This window comes from Bradyrhizobium sp. 132 (genome assembly GCF_023074185.1).
Lineage (GTDB): Bacteria > Pseudomonadota > Alphaproteobacteria > Rhizobiales > Xanthobacteraceae > Bradyrhizobium.
Genome location: NZ_JADPKY010000073.1, coordinates 22,185 through 28,456 on the forward strand (window position 1 = coordinate 22,185; position 6,272 = coordinate 28,456).

Below are 6,272 nucleotides of genomic sequence, written 5' to 3' on the forward strand. Positions count from 1 at the left end.
CCTTTGCCCACCTTACGGCTCTGCCCGAAACAACAAACACGCATCGCCATACGAATAGAACCGGTAACCGTGTGCGATCGCATGCGCATAGGCCTGCTGCATCGCCTCGAGCCCGGAGAACGCCGACACCAGCATGAACAGCGTCGACTTCGGCAGATGGAAATTGGTCAGCATGATATCGACGGCGCGGAAGCGATAGCCGGGGGTGATGAAGATCGACGTCTCGGCGGTGAACGGCTGAATGGTGCCGTCCTCGCTGGCTGTGCTTTCAAGCAGCCGCAATGACGTGGTGCCGACCGCGACGATACGGCCGCCATTGCTCCGCGCGGTGTTGAGCTTTTCCGCCGTCTCGGCCGAGATCGTGCCCCACTCAGCATGCATCTTGTGGCCTTCGGTGTCATCCACCTTCACCGGCAGGAACGTCCCTGCCCCGACATGCAGCGTGACGCGGTTGATGCCGACGCCGCGCGCGTGCAGCGCCTGCTCCAGCGCCGGCGTGAAATGCAGGCCTGCTGTCGGCGCGGCAACGGCACCTTCATTCGCCGCGAACATGGTCTGGTAGTCGGCGAGGTCCTGATCATCCGGCGTGCGTTTGGAGGCGATGTAGGGCGGCAGCGGCGGGCTGCCGAGATCGGCGATGGCTTGATCCAGTATCGGGCCGTGGAACGAGAATGACAGCGTCACCTCACCCTCAGTGCCCTTGGCCTCGACCTCGGCGTCGAGATGGCCGAGCAGGCAGACCTTGCCCTCATTGCCGAAGCGAATGCGGTCGCCGGGCGTGAGTTTCTTGGCGGGCTTCACCAGTGCCTGCCAGCGCGAGCCGTCGACGCGCTTGATCAGCGTCGCCTCGATCTTCGGCTCGGTCTCGCGGCCGATGCGGCGGCCCTTCAATTGCGCCGCGATCACCTTGGTGTCGTTGACAACAAGCTGGTCGCCCGGCTTCAGCCATTGCGGCAGGTCGGCGATGACACGGTCGCGCAGCGTGCCGTGATCGACAACCAGCATCTTCGCGGAGTCGCGCGGGCTCGCCGGGCGCAGTGCGATGCGCTCGGCGGGCAGGTCGAAATCGAAGAGATCGGTGCGCATGTCGGGCTCAGCGCCACATAGTCATCCTGAGGAGCGCGGAACGCGCGTCTCGAAGGATGAAGGCCCCGCTGCTGCAGCTTGGCCTTCATGGTTCGAGACGGCGCTACGCGCCTCCTCACCATGAGGGGAAACGCCTACTCCGCGTCAGCCGCCATCCGCGCCTTGACGATCTTGTCGGGGTTCTGCACGGGCTCGCCGCGCTTGATCTTGTCGACGTTATCCATGCCCTCGGTGACCTTGCCCCACACCGTGTACTGGTTGTCGAGAAAGCGGGCGTCGTCGAACACGATGAAGAACTGGCTGTCGCCGGAGTCGGGGCTCGCTGCACGGGCCATCGAGGTGACGCCGCGTACATGCGGCTCCTTGCTGAACTCGGCCTTCAGCTTCTGGCCGGAGCCGCCGGTGCCGGTGCCCTGCGGGCAGCCGGTCTGCGCCATGAAGCCGTCGATCACGCGATGGAACACGATGCCGTCGTAGAAGCCTTCGCGCACGAGCTCCTTGATGCGCGCGACGTGGCCGGGCGCCAGATCAGGCCGCATCTCGATGGTGACGGGGCCCTGGGTGGTCTCGAGGATCAGGGTGTTTTCGGTGGCACTCATGCTCGTCTCTCTTGGGTTGGGGGTGAAGTCTTCCGGTTGCGAAACTGGATCGCGAATGGACGCCCCGCAGCGGCGCCGGCCATCGCATCGGTAAATGGCATCGGCGTGCAGCGTTGCAATGCCTCCATCACCGCGACCCGGTATTGCAGCCGGTCATCGTCGGAGGCCTCCGCGGATTCATAGGTAATCCTCGGATGGCCCAGAATGTTTCCAGCCCGGTTAAAGCTCACGACGACGGTGATGTCGATGGGACGGGCCTTGGCGGCAGGCGGCGGCTTCCAGCAGGTGCGCAGATGCCGGAAGATGTCCTGGATGGTGTTGACCTGCGCGTCCCCGGCGGCCGCTCCGGAGACGCCGAGCAGCAGCACCGCGGCAACCAGCAGGAGCTTGCCAGCGCAGCGCGCCATCGTCTCTCCTACTTGATGTCGGAAGCGACCTGCACCTTCACCATCTTGTCGGGGTCGGTGACGGTGCCGCCGCTTGATCCGGGAGGCGCCTTCTTCAGCTTGTCGACGACGTCCATGCCCTGCACGACCTCGCCGATCACGGTGTACTGGTTGTCGAGGCTGCCGCCGTCCGCGAACATGATGAAGAACTGCGAGTTGGCAGTGTCGACGCTGTCGCCGCGCCGCGCCATCCCGACGATGCCGCGGGCAAAATGCACCTTGGAGAATTCCTGTTTCAGATTCGGATATTTCGAGCCGCCGGTGCCGTTGAATTTCTCGCCGTCGCCGGTCTGCGCCATGAAGCCGTCCATGACGCGGTGGAACGGCACGTTGTTGTAATAGCCCTCGCGCGCGAGCTGCTTGATGCGCTCGGCGTGCTGGGGCGCCAGATCCGTCCGCAGCTTGATGACGATGCGGCCCTTGGTGGTGTCGATGACGACGGCGTTGGCCTTGTCGAGGCCCGCCGGCAAGGCTTGCGCGAAGGCCGGCGCCGCGAACAGAACCGCGGCAAGAACTGCGAGAATTCGGATCATGATAACTCCGGATCAGAGATGAGAGAGGAAACGCGCCGTTATCAGGCGAATTTTGCCTTGAGCTGTGCCGCAACCAGCGGCGGGACGAAGGCCGAGACGTCCCCGCCCATGGCGGCGATCTGGCGCACCAAAGTGGCGGTGATCGGGCGGACCATGGGAGAGGCCGGCAGGAAGACCGTATGCACCTCGGGCGCCATGGCGCCGTTCATGCCGGCGAGCTGCATCTCGTAGTCGAGGTCGGTGCCGTCGCGCAGGCCCCGAATCATGATGGTCGCACCGTGCTTGCGCGCCGAGACCACCGACAGATCGTCAAACGTCACAGCCTCGAGCACGCAGCCGGCCTGGGCCGCCACCGGCCCGCAGACGTCATCGAGCATCTTTAGCCGCTCCTCGGTCGAGAACAGCGGCTTCTTGCCGGGATGCACCCCGATCGCGACAACGAGCCTGTCGCACAGCGACACGCTGTGCCGGACCACGTCCAGATGGCCGTTGGTGATGGGGTCGAAGGAACCTGGGTAGAAGGCAATGCGCGGCATGGCCACGTCCTACCGCGCCCGGCCCGGGCCGGCAAGCCAGGCGGGTTCCCTGGCCATTTCCTGCCCATTTTCCGCAAAATGTCCCTCCGGCCATGTCGACGATGGCCGGTTTGTTTCGTCCTGAGGGCGGCCACGAAACCAAAGGACGCGCGAACGAAACCATTTCCCACAGCCGCGAAGACGTCCGGAAACTGGTCATGGTTACCAATCCAGCCAACGAAATGACGGGCCGCACACTGGGCGTAGCGGCCACAGCACAGGGGACTGTCAATGATCAAGGCTCTTTCAGCGATCGCCATCTCTGCGTGTGTCGCTGCCGCTCTCACCCTCCTGCCCGGCTTCGCCCCGACCGTCGAGGCCAGCGTGCCGCAGCCGCTCGCCAAGAGCGACCGGCTCGATATCCGCGCCATCGGCAAGGACTGCTCGCAGCAGGCCTGGCCGAATTTCGAGGCCTCCTGCCTCCGCCAGGTCGGCACCAAAGCCAACATCCGCGAGGCTCGCCTCGTGACCGCCGACCGTACCCCGTAGTCGGGTCTGTCAGCTTCGCGTCACAAACCCCGATATAAAGCCCAAGATAATGAAGATGGATATTTGCGACATCCCGTCGCAGACTGCCTGATGCTCGCGCCCGTCGGAATGGTCCGACGGGCGCGATCCCATCGGGGGTCGATCTTGTCCAGTACGCCCGCAGTCGCCTCCGGCCATCATCCTGACCCTGTGCCGATCGCCATGACCATGGGGGCCCTCGGGGTGGTCTATGGCGATATCGGCACCAGTCCCCTCTACGCCTTGAAGGAAGCCGCCAAGGCCGCCGCCCACGGCGGCGCAGTGACCAACGATGCTGTTCTGGGCGTTGCCTCGCTGATCCTCTGGGCACTGCTGCTCATCATCTCGCTGAAATATGCGCTGCTGATCCTGCGTGCGGACAACCGCGGCGAAGGCGGCATCGTCGCGCTGCTGGCGCTGCTGCACGCGCGCAACGCCCAACCCGGCACCTGGCGCGCCCATCTGCTGGTCGTCGGCCTCGTCGGCGCTGCGCTGCTCTACGGCGACGGCGCGATCACGCCCGCGATCTCAGTGCTCAGCGCCATCGAGGGCCTCAAGGTCGATGCCCCCTCGCTGGCGCCCGTCGTGGTGCCCGTCACCATCGTCATCCTGGTTGGCCTGTTCATAATGCAGAAGCAGGGCACCGGCTTCATTGGCCGCATCTTCGGACCGGTGATGCTGGCCTGGTTCTTCGTGCTGGCCGCGCTCGGCATCCACGGCATCGTCAAGGCGCCGGCGGTGCTGGCGGCGCTCAGCCCGCTCTATGCGTTCGAATTCCTGATCCACCAGGATTTCCATGTCTCCTTCGCGATCCTCGGCGCGGCCTTCCTCGCGGTGACCGGCGGCGAGGCCATGTATGCCGACATGGGGCATTTCGGCCGTCTGCCGATCCGGCTGGCTTGGTTCGCGATCTGCCTGCCCGCGCTGGTGCTGAACTATTTCGGCCAGGCCGCGCTCTTGATCACCGACCCCACAATGATCGAAAATCCGTTCTTCCAGCTCTGCCCCGACGCCCTGCACTATCCGCTGGTGGCGTTCTCGGCGGTTGCGACCGTGATCGCCTCGCAGGCGATCATCTCCGGCGTGTTCTCGCTGACCCAGCAGTCGATCCAGCTCGGCTTCCTTCCGCGCATGCAGATTCGCCACACCACGAGTGACGCGATCGGCCAGATCTACGTGCCCCTGGTGAACTGGCTGCTCGCCGCCGCAACGCTCGGCGCGGTCCTGAGCTTCGGCACCTCGGAGGCGCTCGCCGGCGCCTATGGCATCGCGGTGTCGCTCCTGATGGCGATCACCACGCTGCTCGCCGCCCTGGTCGCAATCCAGTGGGGCTATTCGCCGTGGCTGGTAGTGCCCGTGAACGGCTTCTTCTTCGTGATCGACCTGATCTTCTTCTCGGCCAACTCGATCAAGCTGTTCGAAGGCGGCTGGTTTCCGCTGCTGCTCGCGGCCCTTGTCGCCTTCCTGATGCTGACGTGGCGCGCCGGCGTGAAGCTGGTCGAGGCCGCGCGCGGAAAACTGCGCCAGCCCGAGGAGGATCTGATCGAGACGGCGGTCAACAAATGCAGCGCCCGACTGCCCGGGACGGCTGTGTTCCTGGCGTCGGCGCCGCGCGGCGTACCGCTGGCGCTGACCCAGTTCGTCAAGCACAACCACGTGCTGCACGAGCGTATCGTCCTCGTCACCGTGCTGATCGAGGAGCTTCCGCATATCACTGACGAGGACCGTACCGAGGTGATCGAGATCATCCCCGGCATCACCCGCGTCATCCTGCATTACGGCTTCATGCAGAACCCGACGATCTACGAAGGACTGACCCTCGCCTGCCGCCACGGCAAGCTGTCCGGCATCGACCTCTCCGACATCACCTATTATGTCGGGCGCGAGACCATCATCCCGCGCGAGGACGTCCCGGGCATGTGGGTCTGGCGAGAAACCCTGTTTGCCTTCCTCCAGCGCAACGCCGAACGCTCGGCCGCATTCTTCGGCGTGCCGACCAAGCAGGTGGTGGAGTTCGGGACGGAGCTGGAGATTTAGGTTGGAGAATGCTAAGTTGTGCATCTGAATTATAGACTACCCTACATTGTAGATTTATTCTTCAAAGAATTTGGATGCAATGCCAAGCAACAGAAGCTACGCGCAACCTCGGGCAAAAGAGCCTGCGTCTAAACCATCTGACCCCGGCTTGCTGACGATTGTGTCTTCCGCATTGGAAACCCTTTTCAATGTGATGACCTCGCTGTTCAAAATTGTCCTCGCAGCGACGGTTGCCGTTTGGATCATTAATCACCAAGAATTCTTAGAAAAATGGCTTTGGGGGCTCACAGGAGGTGAGGTTTTCGGATTCAAGTTTACTCGAGAGTGAGCTGCACCCGGTTCCGAAGACACCAAGTTAGGTGTTTTATGGAGCAGGAGGTGCGTCATGGAGAGAAGGCAGTTTACGCGGGAGTTCAAGCTTGAGGCCGTGCGGCTGATCAAGCAGCGCGGCGTGTCGTATGCGCAGGCGTCCAAAGACCTTGGTATTCA

At 63.7% G+C, this 6,272-nt stretch carries 8 protein-coding genes; 3 read left to right on the forward strand and 5 right to left on the reverse strand.

Translation table 11 applies throughout. The annotated features are described in order from the left end of the window. Positions 1-12 precede the first annotated feature (12 nt). From queA to coaD, 5 genes are all read right to left on the reverse strand, one after another. The gene (gene queA / locus IVA74_RS12090; RefSeq protein ID WP_247343424.1) at positions 13-1,086 is read right to left on the reverse strand and encodes a tRNA preQ1(34) S-adenosylmethionine ribosyltransferase-isomerase QueA; all 1,074 of its coding nucleotides are present in this window, start codon (positions 1,084-1,086) and stop codon (positions 13-15) included. A gap of 134 nt (positions 1,087-1,220) precedes the next feature. Next, the gene (locus IVA74_RS12095) at positions 1,221-1,685 is read right to left on the reverse strand and encodes a peptidylprolyl isomerase (protein ID WP_247343427.1); all 465 of its coding nucleotides are present in this window, start codon (positions 1,683-1,685) and stop codon (positions 1,221-1,223) included. After that, positions 1,682-2,092: a hypothetical protein gene (locus IVA74_RS12100; RefSeq protein ID WP_247343431.1), complete on the reverse strand. Its 411-nt coding sequence runs from the start codon at positions 2,090-2,092 to the stop codon at positions 1,682-1,684. Before IVA74_RS12100 ends, IVA74_RS12095 begins: the two co-directional genes overlap by 4 nt. 8 nt (positions 2,093-2,100) lie before the next feature. Then, a complete protein-coding gene (locus IVA74_RS12105; protein WP_247343435.1) occupies positions 2,101-2,664 on the reverse strand; it encodes a peptidylprolyl isomerase in 564 nt (187 codons plus the stop codon). 41 nt (positions 2,665-2,705) lie between these two features. Next, positions 2,706-3,200: a pantetheine-phosphate adenylyltransferase gene (gene coaD / locus IVA74_RS12110; protein WP_247343438.1), complete on the reverse strand. Its 495-nt coding sequence runs from the start codon at positions 3,198-3,200 to the stop codon at positions 2,706-2,708. Positions 3,201-3,470: 270 nt separating this feature from the next. On the opposite strand from coaD, the gene IVA74_RS12115 reads away from it, so the two are divergent. From IVA74_RS12115 to IVA74_RS12125, 3 genes are all read left to right on the forward strand, one after another. Further along, positions 3,471-3,728 carry a hypothetical protein gene (locus tag IVA74_RS12115; protein ID WP_247343440.1) on the forward strand — a complete coding sequence of 86 codons (258 nt, stop codon included), beginning with the start codon at positions 3,471-3,473 and terminating at the stop codon, positions 3,726-3,728. A gap of 201 nt (positions 3,729-3,929) precedes the next feature. Continuing rightward, positions 3,930-5,783, forward strand: a complete 1,854-nt coding sequence (locus IVA74_RS12120; RefSeq protein ID WP_247343443.1) for a KUP/HAK/KT family potassium transporter — start codon at positions 3,930-3,932, stop codon at positions 5,781-5,783. A 385-nt stretch (positions 5,784-6,168) separates the two neighbouring features. Further along, positions 6,169-6,272: transposase (locus IVA74_RS12125; RefSeq protein WP_247340152.1), on the forward strand; the 104-nt coding region annotated here is incomplete at its 3' end.

What these genes read in the sequence shown, in the direction of transcription:
- IVA74_RS12120 (WP_247343443.1), top strand. Translation starts at nt 3,930, where the DNA reads ATGACCATGGGGGCCCTCGGGGTGGTCTATGGCGATATCGGCACCAGT.
- IVA74_RS12115 (WP_247343440.1), top strand. Translation starts at nt 3,471, where the DNA reads ATGATCAAGGCTCTTTCAGCGATCGCCATCTCTGCGTGTGTCGCTGCC.
- queA (WP_247343424.1), bottom strand. Translation starts at nt 1,086, where the DNA reads ATGCGCACCGATCTCTTCGATTTCGACCTGCCCGCCGAGCGCATCGCA.
- coaD (WP_247343438.1), bottom strand. Translation starts at nt 3,200, where the DNA reads ATGCCGCGCATTGCCTTCTACCCAGGTTCCTTCGACCCCATCACCAAC.
- IVA74_RS12105 (WP_247343435.1), bottom strand. Translation starts at nt 2,664, where the DNA reads ATGATCCGAATTCTCGCAGTTCTTGCCGCGGTTCTGTTCGCGGCGCCG.
- IVA74_RS12100 (WP_247343431.1), bottom strand. Translation starts at nt 2,092, where the DNA reads ATGGCGCGCTGCGCTGGCAAGCTCCTGCTGGTTGCCGCGGTGCTGCTG.
- IVA74_RS12095 (WP_247343427.1), bottom strand. Translation starts at nt 1,685, where the DNA reads ATGAGTGCCACCGAAAACACCCTGATCCTCGAGACCACCCAGGGCCCC.